The following is a 20,662-nucleotide window of genomic DNA, read 5'->3' as shown; positions in this document are numbered from 1 at the left end:
TAATCCAACCTCTACTATAATGATTTTCAAACAATTGTAGACGTGTTTCTACAAAAAAGGAACAGTCGCCTTTGGTAGTGTATCAATTTCAATTTTTTAAATCAAAATTACCCGAAGATCGGAATGGGCCTGCGGCCGGCCCGACTAAATTCAAAATGATATACAACCTCGTCATTTTTATTTGGAACATTCATTCTGAAATTATATTTTTGCACTATCATGGCACGTAACAAAGCATTCGATCCTGAAGAAAGGCTGGAAAAAGCAAGAGACCTCTTTTGGCAAAAGGGGTACAACGCGACTTCTATGCAGGACCTTGTGGATGGCATGCAACTGAACAGGGCCTCTATATATGATACTTATGGCGACAAGCATGCGCTGTTCCAGCAATGTCTTTCTAACTATGCCAAACAGGCGCTGAAAGATTACAAACAATGCTGCCAGGTATGCTCCCCGGTTGCCGCTGTTGAACACATTGTACGAAAAGCCATTGCAAACAGAAAAGAAGGCCAGACCTGCCTGATGGTAAAGACTTCCTTTGAACTGGCATCTATGGACGAGGGTATCAAAGATCTTGTTAAGAACCAGGCATTGGAACTGATCTGTGTATTGCAGGAACTGCTTGAAAAGGCAAAACAGGTGGGAGAAATTCCTGCGGATAAAGACCCGGGTGTAATGGCCCGCTTCCTGTACAGCAGCTTTAGCTCACTGTGGATGATGGATGTATTATTCAATGATAAACAGTTGGTTGATCAGTTGACTGATCATATTTTAAGTAGCATTAGAAAGTAAAAAATTTTTGACCATTTCCAGAACGATCATTCTAATATGTATCCAGCATTATTAACACAAGCAACTATAGGCAAATACGCCCTTTCTAACAAAGTCGTAATGGCTCCGACTGTAACCAAACGCCGTGTCAGTGATGGGGTACCAAATGAGCTGATGGTGGAGTATTACAGCCATCGGGCAGGCGCCGGATTGATTATAGCAGAGGGCACCAGTCCTGTGGAAAGCGGAATGGGGCATGCACATATGCCAGGCATTTATAGCAAAGCACAGGTAGCAGGTTGGAAAAAGGTAACGGAAGCCGTGCATGCAAATGGTGGTAAGATCTTCCTGCAAATCATGCATACGGGCAGGATCTCTCATCCTGCAAATATGCCTGCGAAAACGAGGATCGTAGCACCTTCGGCAATTGCTGCCAATGGGCAGATCTGGACAGCGGCAGGTTATCAACCTTATGGTACGCCAAGGGCAATGAGTACAGCTGAAGTGCAGGAGATGGTGCAGTTACATGTAAAGGCAGCGAAACAGGCCATCGAAGCAGGGTTTGATGGGGTGGAACTACATGCGGCGAATGGATACCTGATGGAGCAGTTCCTTCATCCTGATACGAACCAGCGTACCGATAAGTATGGTGGGACTATTCCGAACAGGGTACGGTTTATTCTTGAAACGGTGGCTGCGGTGAGTGCAGCGATTGGAAAAGACAGAACAGGTATCAGGTTGTCTCCTTATAGTAAGGTGAATGACCTGCAACATCACGGGCAGATCAATGCGACTTATGAATACTTAGTGGATGCGTTGGATACGTTTTCACTTTCATATATACACATAGTAGATGGGCATAGTTCAGGAGAGCCGGAAATACCAGCGATTCTGCTGGCAGGAATCAGGGCGAGGTTTAATGGCCCGCTGATACTAAATGGGAATTTCGATGCACTGAAAGCAGAGGATACTTTGCGGAGTGGGTTAGCGGATTTTGTTGCATTTGAACAACCTTGTACCAGCGGGGTAAAATTGTCCGGTCCGCGGATGATCGCGGATTGTTTATCATAAATAATGTTTGGGGTGTTGTGGTTAGTCAGGATGAACGACCCGCTGTAATGGCGGGGTTAAATTACCCGGTCCGCGGATATGAGCGCGGATTGTTTATCATAAATAATGTTTGGGTTGTGGTTAGTCAGGATGAACGACCCGCTGTAATGGCGGGGGTTTAAATTGCCCGGTCCGCGGATATAAACGCGGATTGTTTATCATAAAATAAGATTGCTTGCAGCGAAGGAGAATCCCGGTGACGCCCTGTTGTCACCGGGATGTGTTTTTTTATTTCCAGTTGAAATACTGCTGTGCATTATAAAAACAAATATCCTGTATCACCTTCCCTACCCACTCCACATCGTTCGGTAATTCTCCATTCTCTATCTCCTGGCCAAATAACTCACAAACAATACGGCGGAAATATTCATGTCTTGGATAAGAAAGGAAACTCCTGGAATCTGTTAACATCCCCACAAAACGGCTTAGTAACCCCATATTGGACAATGCATTGATCTGCTTAATCATTCCATCTTTCTGATCTAAGAACCACCATGCAGAACCAAACTGCACCTTTCCTGCTACTGACCCATCATTGAAGTTTCCAATCATGGTCGCCAGCAATTCATTATCTGAAGGATTCAGGTTGTAGAGAATCGTTTTTGCCAACTGATCCTGGCTATCCAATCTATCCAGGAATTTAGCCAACGCCCTGGCCTGGGAGAAATCGCCGATGGAATCCCAGCCTGTATCAGGACCTAACTGGCGCATCATGCGTGAATTGTTATTGCGCAACGCACCGAGATGATATTGCTGTACCCATCCTTTCTCCCAATCCCAGATAGCCAGTTGTACCAATAAGGCAGATTTGATCTGACGGATCTCTGTCTGCGTCAGTTGTTGACCACTTCTTACTTTCGTAAAGATGTTATTGATCTCTGTATCTGAATAATCATCTGCATAGATTTCCTCTATACCATGGTCTGATACAGCACACCCCATCCCTGCAAAGAAATCGTGCCGGTTTTTAAGCGCTGTAAGCAGATCCTGGTAAGTGGAAATGCTTGTATTCGCAGCCTGTTCCAGCTTTTGGAGATACGCGTTGTATTTTGCAGGATCATCTACATTCATAGCCTGATCCGGGCGGAACGCAGGCAGAATAGGAATTTCAAAACCTTCCTCTTTTAGTTGTCTGTGATATTCCAATGAATCTGCAGGATCATCTGTGGTACATACCAACGCTACTTTCATTTTGCGCAGCAGGTTGCGGGTGGTATATTCTTTTGATTGCAACAGCTCATTGCAGGTAGCATAAATAGCTGGTGCTGATGATGCATTCAATATTTCATTGACGCCGAAATAACGTTGTAACTCAAGGTGCGTCCAGTGGTACAGGGGGTTACGTAAGGTATAAGGCACTGTCGCCGCCCACTTTTCAAATTTCTCCCAGTCCGAACGATCACCTGTACAATAGCTCTCATGTACGCCATTTGTACGCATGGCCCTCCACTTATAGTGATCGCCATACAGCCATGCCTGTGTAATATTTTCAAAGGCGGTATCGGCTGCAATTTGCGCCGGTGGCAGGTGACAATGATAATCAATCACGGGCATCTCCTTTGCATAGTCATGATACAACTTCCTGGATGTGGCAGTATTCAACAGGAAATGTTCATCTAAAAACTGCTTCATTATTACTGATTAAAATGTTTTTTTATAATGAGACTCCTCTCTTCCAGGGAATGAAATCATCCTGTCCGTTCAGGACTGATTTTGCGGGCAATGTACCGCTGGCCACCTGTATCACATGTTCCAGTATCCGCTCCCCGGCCTGCTGGATCGTCTCTTCCCCATCTATGATCGTACCGGTATTGATGTCTATGATGTCCGGCATTTTCTCAAACAGCTTTGTATTGCTACTCAATTTGATAACAGGGGTGACAGGGTTGCCGGTAGGCGTACCCAAACCTGTGGTGAACAAAACGATGGTAGCACCGGCACCTACTTCGGCAGTGGTAGATTCTACGTCATTGCCGGGGGTGCATAAGAGGTTGAGGCCGGGTTTCTTTACCTGTTTGGGATAATCCAGTACTTCTACCACAGGCGATGTACCGCCTTTCTTAGCGGCGCCTGCACTCTTGATAGCATCGGTGATGAGGCCATCCTTGATATTGCCGGGTGAAGGGTTCATGTCAAAACCAGAACCGGCATCTTCTGCCCTGCGTTCGTAAGTACGCATCAGGTCTATAAAGCGCAGTGCATCTGCTTCCTGCACACAACGATCACTCATTTCCTGCTCTACCCCACAAAGCTCAGGGAACTCTGACAGAATCACACTACCACCTAAGGCAACCAGCAGATCGGAAGTATAGCCAATGGCAGGATTCGCAGAAATACCCGAGAAGCCATCGGACCCACCGCATTCAAGACCGATGGTTAGTTTGCTTAAAGGCGCCGGCTTTCTTTCGATTGTATTTGCTTCTATCAAACCTGCAAAGGTTTGTTTAATGGCAGCGGATACCAATGCCTGTTCTGTACCAATGGTTTGCTGATCGAGGATGTATAAAGGTTTACTAAAGTCCGGAGAACGTTTATTGATCTCATCCTGCAGCATGGTGATCTGTGCATTCTGGCACCCCAGACTTAATACGGTGGCACCTGCTACATTTGCATGGGTGATGTACCCTGCCAGCAGGCCACAAAGGGTTTGTGCATCCTGGCGGATACCACCGCAACCACCTTCGTGTGTGAGGAATTTAATGCCATCCACATTTGGGAAAACCTTTGGTTGCTGGTAAGCAGTTTCGTTTTCTGTGTAGATGGTTTCGATAATACTTTCTTTGCTGGCGCCCTGTTGGAATTGTGTAGCCAGTTGTTTTGCAAAGGCGGCGTATTTTTTAGGACGGCCATAGCCCAAAGCATCTGTGAGGGCTTCTTTCAGCACTTCCACATTCCTGTTTTCGCAGAATACCATGGGTATCACGAGCCAGTAATTGCCTGTGCCCACGCTACCATCTGCACGATGATACCCCTGGAAAGTACGGTCTTTCCAATGCGCAATATCAGGCTGATGCCAGGCAGTCTTGCGCTGTGCTGCCAGCTGAAAATCACTGGCAGCATGTTGTACATTGTTGGTGCCTATCCTCGCACCGGCAGGCAGATCTTGTTTTGCCCTGCCTACGAGTACACCATACATGGTGATAGGATCCCCTGTTTTGAGGGCTGCTTCTGTAAATTTATGTTTGGCTGGCACGTCATCATACAGCGTGTACGACTGACCATTATCCTGTACGGTCTCTCCTTTTTTCAGGTCGGTTAATGCCACCACTACATTGTCGTGCGGGTGGACTTTTAAAATACTTCTTTTCATATCACGGTTGTTTCTGCAGCGACCCGTTTGATCAGGGTAGCAGCTCCTTCATTGATTAAATTATTCAACATGACGGTAACAGCCTGAGCGAAACCTTTGTACCTGGTTAAGTCTTCGCCCCATAAGGCTTCATTTTTCAGTACTTCCTGTACGAGCGCTTCAGGAGATAGTTGCGCCCATTTCTCTTTGAAGTATGCAGCATGATCATCCTGTATATCCTGCTTCATGGTGAGCAGATAAGCAGCAAAACCCATGGCCAGTAACGCAGGTACTTCATGTACATGCTGATAGTATTTCTTCAGAATGGGAATGACACGCATCTTCATTTTGCTCGTATACTGCATGGTGATACTGAGCCAGCGATGCTGGATGAAGGGATTGCGGAAGCGGTCCAATACGCTGATAGCAAAGCGATGCGCAGCATCTTCACGGATATTGATATCAGTAATAGCAGGCACGATTTCATGTTGCATGAGGGCAGCAATCACTGCTTCAAAAGCGGTATCTTCCATTGCCTCGCGCACCGTTTCAAATCCGGCCAGCTGTGCTAAACCACAGGTGAGCGTGTGCGTACCATTCAATAAGCGCAACTTCAATTCACGGAATACATTGATGTCTGGTGCGAGTACCACACCTTCATCTGCTTTAGCAAAAGATAGTATCTTTTTTACTTTTTCGCTTGCTGTTTCTATCGCCCATAGGCGATAGACTTCAGACATGATCATGAGTTGGTCTTCGTAACCAAGTTGTTTTTCTGTCGCCGCCTGTTCTTCTTTTGGCAAAGCACCGGGTACAATGCGATCTACGAGCGAGTTACAGAAGTGATTTTCCGTTTCCAGCCAGTGGATAAATGGTTGCTCCAAATGGTGTCGTTTCGCCTGTTCAAGGACGATATTTTTCAGTTTCGTACCATTGTCAGGAATGAGTTCTGTAGGGATGATGACCATTCCTTTCTGTTTAAACTGATAGCGTTTCAGTAAGAACGCGAGCAATTTTCCGGGGAAAGATGATGGTGGATCTGCATGAATATCATCGTCAGTTAGACTGATACCGACTTCGGTTGTATTGGATATAATGATCTCCATATCAGGGTTCTCTGCGCAGGCAAGTATCTCTGACCATTGCGATGCTGCGGAGAGCACCCGGCTGATGGAAGTATTAATAACATGTTCTGAAACAGGCTGTCCGGCATGGATCCCTTGTATACATTGTGTATAGAGATTATCCTGTGCAGCAAAGGCATCTGTACCACCTTTGTCAGTTGATTTGATCACGACAATGCGGCCATTGAAAATGCCGGCTTTATTAGCTTTATCTATGAAATAATCAGGGAGACCACGGAGAAGCACGCCGGTACCAAATTGCAGCACCCTTTCAGGAAGCTCCGGGAGGGCTACGTGATTTTTAGACAATTGCATATAATGAGTTTGATATTTTGAAGTTTGGATTGATGTGCAGATAAAATTTCAGGTTACCAGGATGATTATTTCTTTGCTTCCCGAATCATCCAATCTGCCAGATCAGTTGCTGCCTGATAATTTTCAAAATCAGGTGAGAGTCTGCGTCCATCAAGGTATTCATTGTAGAACCATGGATCGCCAACGGCAAAGACGGCACCCTTGCCTACTTTGGACACAGCCATGATCACATCTCCTTTATCATTGAAGATGGAGGTAGCAGGCGGCGAGAGTTTCAGCGTCGAGATCTCTTTGATGTAGATCTTCTTTGTGTGGGCAAAAACAGGGTTTCCTGCAGGCAGGTATAAAGCCCCCTGCTCAAATTGTTTTCCTTCTACATGGTTGCGGCTATCCTCATTGAAGTGAATACCGAAGCGTTCTGTAAGGGTGTTGAATTTTTCTATTTCAGCATTGCCTTTATCATTTTGCAGGATGACTAAGATACCTCCTTTCTTTACCCAGTCATAAATCACATCTGCATAAGCAGGCGTCATGAAATTGGGTTTTGCAGTTTCCTTTTCTGTATCAGGATCTACGATCAGTAAGATATTTGTCTTTGCCAGATTTGCAGCTGTAGGTGCAGCAGGCAACATGGCGGTATGCACACCTTTGCTGTGGAAGATTTCGCCCCAGAGGGAGTACCCCCCATTATCCATCTCATCCCATACATAATGCCAGATGGTGCCATTGCTTTTTACTTCATGGTTGAAGAAGTTATCGATGGTGATGGTGAGCCCTTTGCCGGTTTTAGGTATAGCCAGCAGGTCTATTTCATTGGCAGCCTGCATGTAGGCGCCTACACCTTTGGGATCGTTCTGGATCACCTTTTCACTCAGGTAGTATTCATAGCTGCCATCGCGGTAAGGGTCGCCACCTAAGCCACCTACGGTAACAGTACCTTCGAGGTTTACGCCGCCTTCGGCAGCAGGACGAATGAATTGTTTATTGATCCCGTTGAATCCTTTTTTTGCGATGGTTAAATAGGATTCAGGCAGGTAACCTAAGCGGATACCTTTGGCCAGTGTGTACACGAACATACTGCTTACAGAGGCCTCAAGGTAATTCCCTTTCTTTCCTGCCTTGTCCAGGATCTGGTACCAGACACCGCTGGCAGGATCCTGGTATTTCTTTACAGCCGCGGCGTAGCGTTGTAAGATCTGCAACAGGCTGTCTCTGCCCGGGTGACCGGCAGGATAATATTCCAATACATCTACGAGCGCCATGCCATACCAGCCCATGGCCCTACCCCAGAAATTTGGGGAGCGGCCTGTGGTCTTATCCGCCCATTTCTGTTGGCGGGATTCATCATAGCCATGATAAAGTAAGCCTGTCTTCGCATCCCGGCTGTTTGTTTCCATGAGCACGAATTGTCTCGTGATATCACGGAAGGCAGTATCCTCGTGGAATAAAGCCGCGTATTCTGCATAGAAAGGTTCACCCATATATAAACCATCTAACCACATCTGATAAGGGTAGCGCTTTTTGTGCCAGAAACCACCGGCATTTGTACGCGGTTGTTTGCGCAATTGTTCCCTTAGCTTTTCAGCGGCCAGTTTATATTTCTCTTCATTGGTCACTTTGTACAACAACAATAAAGCACGGCCGTTTTTGATATTATCGATGTTGTAATCATCCTGTTTATAAGTACGGATATTACCTTCTTTGTCAATGTACGAATCAATGCCTTCCTGGATAAACCGGAAATACTTTCCATCACCGGTGTTTTTCCAGAGGCCTGCAAAGCCTTCCAGTACTACACCCTGGTCGTAAGTCCAGTGAGGTGTTTTGCCGGTTTCCTGTAATGAGTCTTTCCATAATCTCATGACGGTAGTGGCCATCGGGGCAGCAGATTGCGCGTTGCCCTGCATGGTGGCAGCTACAACTAATAGAAAAATTAAGCCTGTTCTTTTCATTTTAGTCTCCCATTTTTATTGCTTTGCTATCCTGCACGTTCATTTTGCCATTGTCGGCAGTGAGCAGTTTTACGTTTGTCAGTTGAATGTTTTTACCTTCTATGCAATCACCTGCTTTGTCTGCTTTGATGGTGATATTATTCAGGTAGATATCACTGATAGGCATTTCTGGTAAGCCCCGGATAAAGATCGCCTTTGCCGCACCATTACACACCACATTGTTGATATGAAAATCCCTGAAGCGGGGCGTGCCATCTGTAACAGGGATCGTCTCCACCTTAGGAGCTTCTCTTTTCTCGCCTACCAGTACTACAGGATCTTTCGCCATGTAGTACATATCAAAGAGGATGGCTTCCGCAGGAATGTTTTCCATATTGATATTATTCACGTAGATCTTTTCTACGATACCACCGCGGCCACGGGTTGTTTTGAAACGCAATCCGATATCGGTGCCTAAGAAAGAACAATCAGATACATATAAATTGTTCGCTCCGCCTGACATTTCGCTACCGATCACGAATCCACCGTGTGCATGGTACACCGTACAATTATTCACGATCACATCGGCCGTAGGCACGCCTCTTTTTCTACCCTGTTCATCTCTGCCGGATTTGATACAGATGCCATCATCACCTACATCGAACGTACAGCCTTCGATACGTGCAAAACGGCAGGATTCAAGATCAAGGCCATCGCCGTTCTGTGCATACCATGGGTTCTTTGCATATACATTTCTCAGGGTGATGTGTTCGCACAATAATGGGTGCAAACACCAGGCCGGTGAGTTCTGGAAAGTTACGCCTTCCAGCAATACATATTTGCAGGAAGCGATGCTGATCATATTAGGGCGCAGGAAGTCTTTGATATCATTGTAATCAGCAGCGGTTTTGCCGGGAGCGATCACGCCCGCCTGCTGGGTTTTCGAACCTTTCTGTGATTTCTCAGACGGGTACCAGGTCTTCTGGTCTTCGCCGGTGATACCGCCGGAAGTGGTCAGTTTCTTCCATTGGCTTTCTGTCAGCTTATCTTTCTTGACAATGCGCCATGCATCGCCACCGCCATCGAGAATACCTTTGCCGGTGATCGCAATGTTTTCCGCATTGAGGGCAGAAAGAGGGGCCTGGCAGCGCATGGCTTTAAGCCCCTCGTAAGTTGTTTCTATTAAAGGGTATTGGGAAAAATCGGTTGTAAACTGTAAGATGGAATTCGGCGCCAGGTAAAGGTTCACATTGCTCTTTAATACAATCGGGCCAGTGAGCCATAAGCCGGAAGGGATCATTACCACCCCTCCCCCCCTGTTGCTACAGGTATCGATAGCGGCATTGATGCTCTGACTATTGAGGGTCACACCATCAGATTTGGCACCAAAGGACAGGATATTCAGCGTATCTCTTCTGAAATGAGGTTCATATACCTCTGGCAGATCAAAGCGGTATTTGCCTTCAAAAGCGGTCTTTTTCAAAAAAGGATCCAGCCCAATGTGTTTCTCATGAATTTCCTTTGCCACCAGGCCAGCTACGAGGGTAGCGCCGTAGGTGTTAAAGTGGGTATTGTCTGTCACCCCATCGGGCAATTTGGTGTAGTGCCCTGCCGGTGTGGTTTTAAATAGCTTTTCAGAACCCTGTACACCGTGTTGTACAATGAGGGCTTCACTGCTTTTATGCAGGTCGATGAGGGGTACTTTGTACTGTGCGGCCAGTGCCCTCACTACACCGGGATATTCCCCATGCTGGTCCACGAAGTTGCCTTTGTCGTCAAACTTACGTCGCATCACAGGTGTGATGAGTACGGGGTTGGCACCTTTGGCCCGGGCTTCTTTTACAAAGCGCAACAGGTTGTCTTTGTACGCGCCGTTCGGAGCTGCATAGCGGGTGGAATCTTCTTTCTTCTGGTCATTGTGGCCAAACTGGATGAGCACCCAGTCACCCTTTTTTAACTGTGCTAAAACAGAATCCCAGCGATGTTCATTGATGAAGCTTTTGGTACTCCTGCCATTCACGGCATAGTTCTTTACTTCAATGCCATCCAGGAATTGCGGGAACAGCTGGCCCCAACCTCTTTCGGGATTATCTTCCAGTGGTTTGCTGGACATCGTGGAATCGCCAATCAGGAAAATACGGGGTTGATCAGCCGGCATCCAGCTGATCAACGGTAACAATAATACCAGTAAGTAATGTCTTATATTCATCTGTAACAGTTTATTGGTAGCCAGGATTTTGAGTGAATTCAGTTTTGTTAGTTACGGCATCTATCTGATCCTGCGGAATCGGGCGCAGGTTGTGATAAGACTGGAAGTAGGTAGCCGGATCAGGGCTGTAGCTTTTAATACGTTCTTCCAGTTTGCCGGTACGTTTCAGATCGAACCATCTTAACTGTTCGCCAGCCAGTTCACGTGCTCTTTCATCGAGGATGAAGTCGAGTGTAATGTCAGCATCGGTGATGAGCATCTCGGCTTCATGACCGGCGATGGCGGCTCTTTTACGGATTACGTTGATGTAGTCAGCAGCTTTGCCATTGTTGCCCAGTTTGAACTGCGCTTCTGCTGCGACCAGGTACATCTCGGCCAGCCGGATGATGAATGCATCGCGGGCGCTTTCTTCTTCATTCATGGAGGCACGGGTAGGATCATCGAATTTCTGTAGAGAAATATAGTGCGTACGGTCTTTACCACCGCCGTTTGTAGCATATACCAGGTTCCTGTCGTACGTTCTGTACTTTTTGCCGGCGGTATCTGCGTTGGTGACTGCATATTTAGTGATCACAATCGCGGTATCGCCCAGTTTCATACCAGCTGGGGCAGTATTCAGGTTATTGCAATACCATACCTGTTTGAAGGTAGCTGCATAACGGGCATCTGCTTTTTCGTTGAACAGGTTCAGCAGGAAGAGTGATGGCATATACCTGTTGAAAGGACGGCCATTGGCTACGTCGCGCTGCATACCCGGCAGGTCATCGTATTTCATGATGAACATGAGGTGACCATTGTTGGCACCACGGGAGTGGCCGTTGGGATAAAGGGTGGCATCAACCCGGTCATCGTAGACCAGGTTTTTCATATAGTTCACAGCCCACACCACTTCCTTATTCTGCAGGTTGCTCATGCTCCAAAGATCAGCATATTTTGCCTGTAAGCTATATCCATAATTGTTAATAACAGAGTCAGCGAGTACAGCCGCTCTTTCGTTGAGATTGCGGGTCAGGCACATTCTGGCCAGAAAAGCCTGTGCAACAGGTTTGGTAGCGCGGCCATAGTCCGTTGTGGTGAGTGGCAGGTCGTTGACAGCGACATCCAGGTCACGGAATATCTGCGCGTAAAATGTATCTGCAGGCGTACGATTAGCTGTCGTCTGGACGCCTGTGGTTTCATCCACTGTGAAGTGTACGCCGCCCCACATTTCAACGATATGCCAGTAGTAGAATGCGCGCATAAAATGAAGTTCAGCATTGCGTGTCTTTTTGACATCGTCGGTATAACCTGCTTTGTCAATACGGCCAATGCCTGTATTGCACAGGTTGATGGCGGCATAGAGTTGTTTCCAGAGTCCGCTCATCACGGTATTGCTGGCCTGTAAATTTATATATTGGGTAATGTCGGGGTATTTATCGCCGGTACCGCTGGTCCAGAGGTCGGTCCCCATTTCAGAGATGCTGTAACCCTCTTCTTTGCCATACCACCAGCGGTTGTAGGTGTAGACGGCATTCACCAGTGTTTCAAAACCTTCGGGGGTACTGAATACCTGGTCGGTGGTGAGGCCCGATGGATTGTATTCTTCCAGCTGCTTGTTACAAGCGAGGCCGGTTAATAATATGAGGAGGAAATAGTAGCGTTTCATGGTTTACTTTTTTAGGATCAGAATTCTACGTTTAAGCCAGCGACATACATTTTGGTGAGCGGGTTGCTGAGGTCCCCGCCTCTTTCCGGATCATAGTCTTTCACTTTGCTGAAGGTGAAGAGGTTCTTGCCGGTGACGTACACTCTTACACTGCTGAGGTGTACCGTCTTCAATGCGCCTGCTGGCAAGGTATATCCCAGTGAGATATTCCTGATCTTCACAAAAGAGCCTTCCTGATAACCCAATGTTTTGATGAATGGCGTACCATCTTTTGACACACTGGAATTCGGTCTTGGATAAGCATTGGTAGCATGATCCGGCGTCCAGTAGTCCAAAGGAGCACTGTTTTCCAGACCCTGTGGATCGAATTTGGCGGCGTATTCAGAGTAGATGTACTGACCGATACGTGCGAATACATAGACGTTCAGATCGAAATTAGCGTAGCGGATATCGTTGTTAAAACCACCGCTCCAGGTAGGTACCTGTCTGCCCAGTACTACTCTGTCCTGTGTGTTGAGCGCACCGTCGCCATTGATATCTTTTACTTTGATATTACCGGGTTTGTAACCGTACTTAGCGGCTTCTGTGGCTTCATCCGTTTGCCAGATGCCTAGTTTCTGGTAATCATAATATACTTTTACAGGGTAACCAATGAACCATCCATTGGCAACGTCGTTGGTGTTGGCGTCTGCCAGCGAAACGATTTCTTCTTTGTTTTTGGAGAAGACGATATTGGAAGTCCAGGTTAGTTTGCCGGTACTGATATTCGTCGTATTGATGCCTATTTCAATCCCTCTGTTGCGGGTCTTTCCGATGTTCTGGATCACGGTGGTCACACCGGAAGAAGAAGGTAGCGTCCTTTGCAGCAGCAGGTCTTTGGTATGAGTATCATAGTAGTCGATCGTAGCGCCAATTCTGCCATTCAGCACACTAAAATCCAGGCCTACATCCGCAGTGGCAGAGAGTTCCCATTTCAGGTTCTTGTTGCCAACCTGGTTACCTATGCCATATGCAAGGGCAGCGTTGGTGTCATCGTAAGAGAATGGGATCTTGCTCAGGTAACTGGCGGTGGAGTATGGCGATACAGCATCGTTGCCTGCAATACCGTAGCTGGCGCGGAGTTTAAGATCGCTGAATACATTTTGTCCTTTCATGAACGATTCGTCACTGATCCTCCAGGCAGCGGCAGCTGATGGGAAGAACGCCCATTTATTGCCGGGGGCCAGTTTAGAAGAGCCATCAGAGCGGCCGGTGAGGGATAGCAGGTACTTACCTTTATAGTTGTAATTCACACGCCCAGTGAAGGAGATGAGTTTACTGGAAAGGTAGTTCGTACGAACCGCTATACCACTTACACTATTGGCAAGTGCATAGTAAAGCTGCGAGGGCAACAGTTGTCCTTCACCCTGCAGAAAGCTCGAGTCACGCTGGTCGGAGAGCAGGCTGGCTACACCGGTGATACCGATGGAGTGCTGTCCGAACTGGTGTGAATAGTTGGCTACGTTTTCCCAGCTCAGGTAGCGTTGTGCACCTGTGTTGTACTGGGAACGGGAGGTAGAGGCGGTAGACCTGTCGATGGAATTTTTAGCAGCAAAGATCCCCTGTCGGGCATTGTCCAGCGTTACGCCCAGGTTTGAGCGGAGAGACAAGCCTTTGAGTGGTGTAAGCTCTACGTAGGCATTGATGAATGTTCTCGTGACACGACTATTATTCTGGTAGATATTAGGCTGTTCATCTGCCAGTGGGTTGATGGCAGAGCCATTGTTGGGGAACAGTACGAAATTGCCGTCAGCATCGTACGGACCATTGAGGGGTACGATTTTGTTGGCCTGATTTAAAGGGTCGCGGCGCGCATCCTGGTCGTAGTAAGTAACCTGGCTTTGCATGCCAGCTTTCAGGATGTTGCTGATGGTCTGATCGATGTTCAGCCGGGCGCTGTAGCGACGGGTACGATCGAGTTTGAATAAACCTTTTTCATCAAAGTAGTCGAGGGAAAAGTAAACTTTTGTTTTGTCGGAACCACCTGTTACGCCTACCTGATAATCCTGTTGTAAGCCGTTATGAATAAGCAGGTCAGCATAGTTGGTCCAGAGGTTGTTTTGAATAGCATTCACTTCGGCAGCGTTGAAGATGAGTGCATCATCGGCATCGGAGTTCCAGCGGCCGGTGGTGTGGTAGGCTTCTCTTTTGAGGGCAACGTACTGAGGGCCGGTCATCATAGATGGATAGCCGGCTACTTCGTTGTTGCCCACGTAAGTGTTGAGACTCACCTTAGGCTTGCCCAGTGCGCCTTTGCGGGTGGTAATAATGATCACACCGTTTGCACCTCTGGAACCATAGATAGCGGTGGAGGAAGCGTCTTTGAGCACTTCCATACTTTGAATATCGTTGGAGTTGATGTCCTGAATGTTCTGGTATTGTACCCCGTCTACAATGTAGAGGGGGCCGTTGTCTGCGCGGATAGAGCGGTTGCCTCTCACGGTGACGTTGATTTTTGCGCCGGAGGCACCGGAGCTTTTGGTGATGTCTACGCCGGGGAGTTTACCCTGAACAGATTCCATCACATTGGTAGTAGGCACTTTTTTGAGTTCAGCGCCTTTGACAGAAACAACGGAGCCGGTGAGGTCTCTTTTCTTTACTTCACCATAGCCGATTACGACTACCTCATCCAGTTGTTTGTTATCTTTTGTCATAGCGATGTTCAGGCTTGTGTTTCCGTCAATATTGCGGGAGAGTGCTTCATAACCCATGTAGGTGAATGTGAGCACGCCCTGTGGATTGGGGACATTGATGGAGAAATTCCCAGAGGCGTCGGTTTGTGTGCCGGTGGTAGTGCCTTTGAGTTGAACGCTCACCATGATGAGTGGTTCGCCGGTGGTGGCATCGGTCACCTTTCCTTTGATAACATGGGTTTGAGCGAACGCCCAACTGACAGTGCTGAGCACGAGCCAGCAAAACATCGGTAGTTTTTTCATAACGTATCGAATTGTTGTGTGTTTTTTCAAATGGGTTATACAGACCTCATGGAATAAGCATTGTAACAGTGGCAATACAGGCAGGCACTGGTTTTTGTATCATATTGATAGGTTGTACCCGTATCCTTGAAACAATTCTACAGCTATAATTTTATTATTGGAAGGGAATGGGCGGATTTATTTACGCAAACGTTTGCGGGAATATTTTATCTTTGGGTTGTAAACCCTTTTACTCTATGAAAAGACTAATTTTAATGTTTTGCCTGGCAGGAAGTATCCCTGCCTTAGCTCAGTCTTACGACACATTGCATGTTAACAATCTGAGTGTAGGTGTAGGCACCTATATTAATTCGGCATTTCCAATGAATGTGGGAGCCAAGGCCAGGTTCAGTAATCAAACACATTTTGGAGATTGGTTTGATGATACGCCCTATGGCTATGGTATACAGATTGCAAGGCCCGCAGATCAGGGAGATAATCGTTTTCATTTATCATTTGTGAGAGCGGGCCAGTGGGTGTGTGGTATGGGTTTTTTAAGGGCAAGTAATACTTTTGCTATTCAGAACTCTTCTACGAATGCCAGTACTGGAGGTATATTTATTTCCAGTGCAGGGTATATCGGAATTAATAAACCTTCACCTATTGCAGAGCTGGATGTGAACGGGCGAATTTACATGAGTGGGAATTACATTTATATGAATGGGAATGGCACTTTGTATACTGATGCGGGAAATATGGCAATGTTTACAAATGGAGGGTATTTATTTACAAATTATGCAAATACTAAAACCCGGGCTCAGATTTCAAAGGGTGGTAATCTGTTTTTATATGATACTGCTACGAATGTCGTGAAAGCTGTGATCAATCCTATTGGGAGTTCTTATTTGAATGGAGGTGGGTTAGCTGTGGGAATGAGCACCCTGCCTACGGGTTACACCCTGGCCGTGAATGGCACTATTGGCGGTACCAAGCTAAAGGTAACGCAAAGCTGGGCGGATTATGTGTTTGCTCCGGGTTATAAATTACCTTCATTAGCTGAAGTGGAAGCGCATATCAAAGAAAATCACAAATTACCTGATATTCCTTCAGAGAAACAGATAGCTGCAGAGGGGCTGGATGTGGGAGAAATGCAAAAATTGCAGATGCAGAAGATCGAAGAGCTGACTTTGTACATCATTGATTTGAAGAAACAGCTGGAAGCGCAGCAAAAAGAAATCGAAGCGCTGAAAGCGAAATAATATTTTTTTTACAGTGGATTTCTATAAAGGGTTTGCCTGGCGGCAAACCCTTTATAATTTATTCTATCCTGAACCAATCAAAATCAGCATATCCTGCATCATTGATCTGACCGGGTCGTGTGCAGAAGAGCCCTACTTTGGCACCAATCCAACGTCCGGGTTTGGCAGTGAATGTTTCTTTGATTGGGGTGAAGTCTTTACCATTAGTGCTGTAGCTAAACTGGCAGATGGCGCCTTCGGTGATTTTCACCCTGAAATAACAGGTGCTGTCTTTTAGTGTTGTAATGATCTGTTGGCTTTCTGCTTTGCCTTTGTCGGCGTTTTTGCAGCTGCTGTACACGAGTTGTAATTCCTTTTCTTTTTTGAGGATGGATAGTGAAGCGTAGTCAGCCCCCATGATGATGAGGCCCGTGCGTTCTCCTTCTAAACCGGGATTGGGTGTGAACTTGCAGACAGTAGTCACTGTGAAGGTATCGTTGGGAAATTTCTGTAAGAGTAAGTTGGGTACATCCCAGTAGTTGTGCAGGGAGTCAGGGAGTTTTGCTGAGAAAAGTCTTAATATACCTTTTGCAGGAGAAAGCATGCCCCAGGTAGAGAGTGGATTTGCCTGCCATTGCCATTGAAGACCGAGGGTGCTGGTATTGAATTCATCGGAGTTGAGGGGCCTGCTAAAAGCATTGCAGTTCGGTGATGTTTTAAAAGTATTGCCAGTGGAGGGTGATGTTTTAACAGTATTGCCGGTAAGTGGCGTTTTAACAGTATTCCCTGCGAGCGGCTTTTTGTAAGTGAGCACCGGCTCTCCTTTTCCATCCCCATCTTTATCTATCCCAATCACAGGCCAGTCATTCACCCACTTCATGGGTTGTAAATGTACCACACGACCATAGGCATCTTTGTCCTGGAAGTGCAGGAACCAGTCAGTACCAGTAGTTGTGGTCACCCATGCTCCCTGATGAGGACCATTGATGGGAGTATTACCCTGATCCATAACGATCTTTTCTTCGTAAGGGCCTTCGATCTTTTTCGCTCTTAATACCAGTTGCCAGCCAGTACTCACCCCACCCGCGGGTGCAAAAATGTAGTAGTAGCCATTGCGTTTGTACAACTTTGGCCCTTCCAAAGTCGGGTTGGAAGGATGGCCATCCACGACAAGGATACCGGCATCTGTAACAGTAGTGCCTGCGGCATTCATATGATGCAGGGTAAGCACGCTCTTGATACCTGCACGACTCCCTGCGTAAGCATGAATGAGATACACCTGGCCATCCTCATCCCAGAAAGGACAGGGATCGATAATGCCCCTGCCTTCTTTTACCAGAATGGGATCAGACCATGGACCTTTGGGAGACTTTGCTTTTATCATGTAAATACCAAAATCCGGATCCGGGTAGTAGATATAAAATTCCCTGTTGTGGTAACGGATGGCCGGCGCCCATACCCCACCCCCATGCTGCACTTTCGAAAAGTGATCGTAAGGTGGCAGGCGATGCAGCGCATGACCGATGAGCGACCAGTTGACCAGGTCTGTAGAATGTAAAATGGGCAACCCCGGGACGCAGCTAAAGCTGGAAGCTGTCATATAAAAATCTGGACCAGCTGCACAGACATCAGGGTCAGAATAATCAGCGTTGATGACTGGATTACAGTAGGTACCGTTCCCAGGATCCTGTGCAGTAGCGTAAGTACAGAGCAGGGACAGGATGAGTGTACAAAGAGTGGATGGTGTCATTGTTTTTCAAATACGTGTGAATGTGACAACTAAAGTAGGGGAATTTTTTCTATTGAATGTGAGATACGGTTTTCAGGTAATGTTAAAATAAATTATATTTACGAAGACGTTATGAAATTCGAAGCAGCCACTATAAAAGATATTGCGAACGCACTGGGCCTTTCCACCTCCACCGTTTCACGCGCATTGCGCGACAGTCATGAAATCAGTATAGCAACTAAACAGCTGGTACTGGAATATGCTACCCGTATCAATTATCATCCAAATCCTATTGCACTGAGTCTGAAAGAAAAGCGGAGCAGGTCTATTGGGGTAATTGTAGCAGAGATCGCCAATAGTTTCTTTTCACAGGCAATTAACGGGATTGAATCCGTAGCAAAAGATAAAGGGTATAATGTAATTATTTCCCAGACGCATGAATCGTTTGAGAAAGAATTGATGACCTTACAATACCTGGCTTCCAGGTCAATAGATGGGTTACTGATTTCAGTAAGTAGTGGCACACAGAATCTGGAACATCTGAAGGCGCTGCATGACAGAGGATTTCCCATTGTATTTTTTGACAGGATTGTGGAAGATCTGCAAACGCATAAGGTGATGGTGGATAATTTCAGGGGTGCGTATGATGCGACTTTGCACCTGGTCAATAAAGGATATAAACATATTGCTGTACTGGCGGGACCGGAAAACCTGAGTATCAGCAGGGAACGAGTAGCGGGGTATATGGAGGCGTTGGCACAATCGAGAATGAAGCCATCGAAATCCATGATCAGGTATAGTCAGTTTGCCGGGTTATATATCGATGAGGTGGAGCAGTGTATGAACCAGTTATTAAAGTTAAGACCCAGACCAGATGCGATTTTTACAGCGTCGGATAAGTTGACGACGAATTGTATGCGCATATTAAATGCAAAGGGGATCAGGATACCGGAAGAGATGGCGCTGGTAGGATTTTCGAATTCAGATCTGGTGGAGTTGCTCAATCCACCATTGACAGTAGTGAGACAACCGGCGTTTGAGATGGGGCAGATAGCGACGGGAATGTTGTTACAGCTGGTGGAGAGTAAGAAGCCGGTGAAAGAGTTTGAACGAAAGATATTGGCAACGACACTGATTGTACAGGCGTCGACCTAAGATTATAAAAAAGAGAAGGTATCAAAAATAAATTAACGCACTACGCATCGCATAAAGGATGATCTGCCTTCACCAGGTATCCGAAATAGAAGAGGGTGAACTCATACTTTTGCGTTCACCCTCTTTTGTTTTATCAGGCGGTTTGTAAATTCAGTTTCGCTAATGCTACTGTCATTTCAGCTAAACGATTAGAGATCCCCACTTCATTATCATACCACGCTACAACCTTCACCAGATTACCAATACTGCGGGTCAGCGTACCATCCATGATGGAAGAATGCGTATTCCCTAAGATATCAGCAGATACCAATGGTTCTTCTGTATATTCCAGCACACCTTTGAGACTGGTGTCTGCATATGATTTGAAGAGATCATTGATTTCCTGTGCAGTAGCAGGTTTGATCAGGTTGACAGACAACTCTGCAATGGAGCCATCTATAACAGGAACACGATAAGAGAATCCGTCCAGTTTACCTTTCAGACCAGGCAGTACATCACCAATTGCTTTGGCAGCACCTGTGGTAGTAGGAATGATGGATTGGGTAGCGGCACGGGCTCTTCTAAAATCTTTGTGCGGACCATCCTGCAGCATCTGGTCCATGGTGAATGCATGGATGGTGCTCATGAAACCGGAGGTAATACCGTATTCTTTTTCCAGGATGTATAATAATGGCGCGATACAGTTGGTGGTACAGGAGGCGGTAGAGAGGATCTGATCGTCTTTGTCTATGATATCGTCATTCACGCCAACGACTACTGTTTTTACACCACCCGTAGCAGGTGCAGTGATCAGTACTTTAGATGCACCGGCTGTAATGTGTGCCTGTGCTGCTTCTTTTTGGGTAAAGCGACCAGTGGATTCGATGACCACATCTATCTGCAGCTCGCCCCATGGCAATTTTTGCGGATCCCTTTCACTGAGGAAAAGGATCTCCTGGTCGTTTACGATTATTTTATCATCATGCTGTACGATAGTGCCAGGGAATTTTCCATGAGAAGTATCGTACCTGAGGAGATGCGCCAGTAGTTTTATATCTGTGAGGTCATTGACAGCCACTATCTGAACATCATTTTTATCCTGTAATGCTCTTAAAGTCATTCTGCCTATTCTACCGAAACCATTGATGGCTACTCTCATAACTTAAATTTTAAAGTGATAAATGTCCACCTCATCACACAAGATGTGATGCAG

At 46.5% G+C, this 20,662-nt stretch carries 13 protein-coding genes; 4 read left to right on the top strand and 9 right to left on the bottom strand.

Annotated features, from left to right (window positions below; genetic code table 11):
- Positions 1-219 precede the first annotated feature (219 nt).
- Both SIO70_RS16890 and SIO70_RS16885 read left to right on the top strand, forming a co-directional pair.
- Complete coding sequence (locus tag SIO70_RS16890) at positions 220-792, top strand: TetR/AcrR family transcriptional regulator (RefSeq protein WP_320582030.1); 573 nt, start codon at positions 220-222, stop codon at positions 790-792.
- Positions 793-891: 99 nt separating this feature from the next.
- The gene (locus tag SIO70_RS16885) at positions 892-1,842 is read left to right on the top strand and encodes an alkene reductase (RefSeq protein WP_320582029.1); all 951 of its coding nucleotides are present in this window, start codon (positions 892-894) and stop codon (positions 1,840-1,842) included.
- Between the two features lie 267 nt (positions 1,843-2,109).
- Here SIO70_RS16885 and uxaC read toward each other — a convergent pair whose 3' ends face one another.
- The 7 genes from uxaC to SIO70_RS16850 all read right to left on the bottom strand — a co-directional run bounded on the left by uxaC (position 2,110) and on the right by SIO70_RS16850 (position 15,369).
- Positions 2,110-3,513, bottom strand: coding sequence for a glucuronate isomerase (gene uxaC, locus SIO70_RS16880; protein ID WP_320582028.1), 1,404 nt, complete (start codon positions 3,511-3,513; stop codon positions 2,110-2,112).
- A gap of 22 nt (positions 3,514-3,535) precedes the next feature.
- Positions 3,536-5,191 carry an altronate dehydratase family protein gene (locus SIO70_RS16875; RefSeq protein WP_320582027.1) on the bottom strand — a complete coding sequence of 552 codons (1,656 nt, stop codon included), beginning with the start codon at positions 5,189-5,191 and terminating at the stop codon, positions 3,536-3,538.
- Positions 5,188-6,609, bottom strand: coding sequence for a tagaturonate reductase (locus tag SIO70_RS16870; protein WP_320582026.1), 1,422 nt, complete (start codon positions 6,607-6,609; stop codon positions 5,188-5,190). The genes SIO70_RS16875 and SIO70_RS16870 overlap by 4 nt, the downstream gene beginning before the upstream one ends.
- Positions 6,610-6,674: 65 nt before the next feature.
- Positions 6,675-8,561, bottom strand: a complete 1,887-nt coding sequence (locus tag SIO70_RS16865) for a glycoside hydrolase family 88 protein (protein WP_320582025.1) — start codon at positions 8,559-8,561, stop codon at positions 6,675-6,677.
- Position 8,562: 1 nt separating this feature from the next.
- Positions 8,563-10,749 (bottom strand): glycosyl hydrolase family 28 protein, encoded by a 2,187-nt coding sequence (locus SIO70_RS16860; protein WP_320582024.1) that lies wholly within the window; start codon positions 10,747-10,749, stop codon positions 8,563-8,565.
- Between the two features lie 10 nt (positions 10,750-10,759).
- Complete coding sequence (locus SIO70_RS16855) at positions 10,760-12,394, bottom strand: RagB/SusD family nutrient uptake outer membrane protein (protein WP_320582023.1); 1,635 nt, start codon at positions 12,392-12,394, stop codon at positions 10,760-10,762.
- A 17-nt stretch (positions 12,395-12,411) separates the two neighbouring features.
- A complete protein-coding gene (locus SIO70_RS16850; protein ID WP_320582022.1) occupies positions 12,412-15,369 on the bottom strand; it encodes a TonB-dependent receptor in 2,958 nt (985 codons plus the stop codon).
- Positions 15,370-15,605: 236 nt separating this feature from the next.
- Between SIO70_RS16850 and SIO70_RS16845 the strand changes: the two genes are divergently transcribed.
- Complete coding sequence (locus SIO70_RS16845) at positions 15,606-16,607, top strand: hypothetical protein (protein ID WP_320582021.1); 1,002 nt, start codon at positions 15,606-15,608, stop codon at positions 16,605-16,607.
- Between the two features lie 58 nt (positions 16,608-16,665).
- On the opposite strand, the gene SIO70_RS16840 is transcribed toward SIO70_RS16845, so the two are convergent.
- Positions 16,666-18,336 carry a glycoside hydrolase 43 family protein gene (locus SIO70_RS16840; protein WP_320582020.1) on the bottom strand — a complete coding sequence of 557 codons (1,671 nt, stop codon included), beginning with the start codon at positions 18,334-18,336 and terminating at the stop codon, positions 16,666-16,668.
- A gap of 111 nt (positions 18,337-18,447) precedes the next feature.
- On the opposite strand from SIO70_RS16840, the gene SIO70_RS16835 reads away from it, so the two are divergent.
- Complete coding sequence (locus SIO70_RS16835; protein WP_320582019.1) at positions 18,448-19,470, top strand: LacI family DNA-binding transcriptional regulator; 1,023 nt, start codon at positions 18,448-18,450, stop codon at positions 19,468-19,470.
- Between the two features lie 133 nt (positions 19,471-19,603).
- Here SIO70_RS16835 and gap read toward each other — a convergent pair whose 3' ends face one another.
- Positions 19,604-20,608 carry a type I glyceraldehyde-3-phosphate dehydrogenase gene (gene gap / locus SIO70_RS16830; RefSeq protein ID WP_320582018.1) on the bottom strand — a complete coding sequence of 335 codons (1,005 nt, stop codon included), beginning with the start codon at positions 20,606-20,608 and terminating at the stop codon, positions 19,604-19,606.
- Positions 20,609-20,662 lie beyond the last annotated feature (54 nt).

It is taken from the genome of Chitinophaga sancti (genome assembly GCF_034087045.1).
GTDB classification, from domain to species: domain Bacteria; phylum Bacteroidota; class Bacteroidia; order Chitinophagales; family Chitinophagaceae; genus Chitinophaga; species Chitinophaga sancti_B.
Note: the sequence above shows the minus strand (reverse complement) of the source record. Positions and strands in the feature narration are given on the sequence as shown.

What these genes read in the sequence shown, in the direction of transcription:
- SIO70_RS16890 (WP_320582030.1), top strand. Translation starts at nt 220, where the DNA reads ATGGCACGTAACAAAGCATTCGATCCTGAAGAAAGGCTGGAAAAAGCA.
- SIO70_RS16885 (WP_320582029.1), top strand. Translation starts at nt 892, where the DNA reads ATGGCTCCGACTGTAACCAAACGCCGTGTCAGTGATGGGGTACCAAAT.
- uxaC (WP_320582028.1), bottom strand. Translation starts at nt 3,513, where the DNA reads ATGAAGCAGTTTTTAGATGAACATTTCCTGTTGAATACTGCCACATCC.
- SIO70_RS16875 (WP_320582027.1), bottom strand. Translation starts at nt 5,191, where the DNA reads ATGAAAAGAAGTATTTTAAAAGTCCACCCGCACGACAATGTAGTGGTG.
- SIO70_RS16870 (WP_320582026.1), bottom strand. Translation starts at nt 6,609, where the DNA reads ATGCAATTGTCTAAAAATCACGTAGCCCTCCCGGAGCTTCCTGAAAGG.
- SIO70_RS16865 (WP_320582025.1), bottom strand. Translation starts at nt 8,561, where the DNA reads ATGAAAAGAACAGGCTTAATTTTTCTATTAGTTGTAGCTGCCACCATG.
- SIO70_RS16860 (WP_320582024.1), bottom strand. Translation starts at nt 10,749, where the DNA reads ATGAATATAAGACATTACTTACTGGTATTATTGTTACCGTTGATCAGC.
- SIO70_RS16855 (WP_320582023.1), bottom strand. Translation starts at nt 12,394, where the DNA reads ATGAAACGCTACTATTTCCTCCTCATATTATTAACCGGCCTCGCTTGT.
- SIO70_RS16850 (WP_320582022.1), bottom strand. Translation starts at nt 15,369, where the DNA reads ATGAAAAAACTACCGATGTTTTGCTGGCTCGTGCTCAGCACTGTCAGT.
- SIO70_RS16845 (WP_320582021.1), top strand. Translation starts at nt 15,606, where the DNA reads ATGAAAAGACTAATTTTAATGTTTTGCCTGGCAGGAAGTATCCCTGCC.
- SIO70_RS16840 (WP_320582020.1), bottom strand. Translation starts at nt 18,336, where the DNA reads ATGACACCATCCACTCTTTGTACACTCATCCTGTCCCTGCTCTGTACT.
- SIO70_RS16835 (WP_320582019.1), top strand. Translation starts at nt 18,448, where the DNA reads ATGAAATTCGAAGCAGCCACTATAAAAGATATTGCGAACGCACTGGGC.
- gap (WP_320582018.1), bottom strand. Translation starts at nt 20,608, where the DNA reads ATGAGAGTAGCCATCAATGGTTTCGGTAGAATAGGCAGAATGACTTTA.